At 56.0% G+C, this 252-nt stretch carries 1 protein-coding gene; it reads left to right on the top strand.

The genetic code is table 11. From position 1 onward, the window contains the following. Nucleotides 1–252, top strand: a 252-nt coding sequence (locus AACQ14_RS24030; protein WP_339366065.1) for a hypothetical protein, incomplete at both ends; no start/stop codon positions are given.

Raw genomic sequence — 252 nt, forward strand, 5'->3', positions numbered from 1 at the left:
GGTGGCAGCGGGTGCCGCTGCTGCAAATCCAATTGATACCCAATTGCCCGGCGCGCCAGAATTGTCGGCTTACGGTGCGCTCCCTGTTGGCGTGCGCCAGTTAGAGATGGTGAACGCGGATCAAATCGATATCCTTTCGATTGATCCTGCTGTCGAAAAGCCAGCGGAATGGCCACGTTATGACCGTCCTTTGACTGTTGAAATGTGGTATCCCGCCGCTGAGGGTGCAACAGGCTCAAACGAGATGAAGGC

The organism is Vallitalea maricola, assembly GCF_036985595.1.
GTDB lineage: Bacteria > Bacillota > Clostridia > Lachnospirales > Vallitaleaceae > Vallitalea > Vallitalea maricola.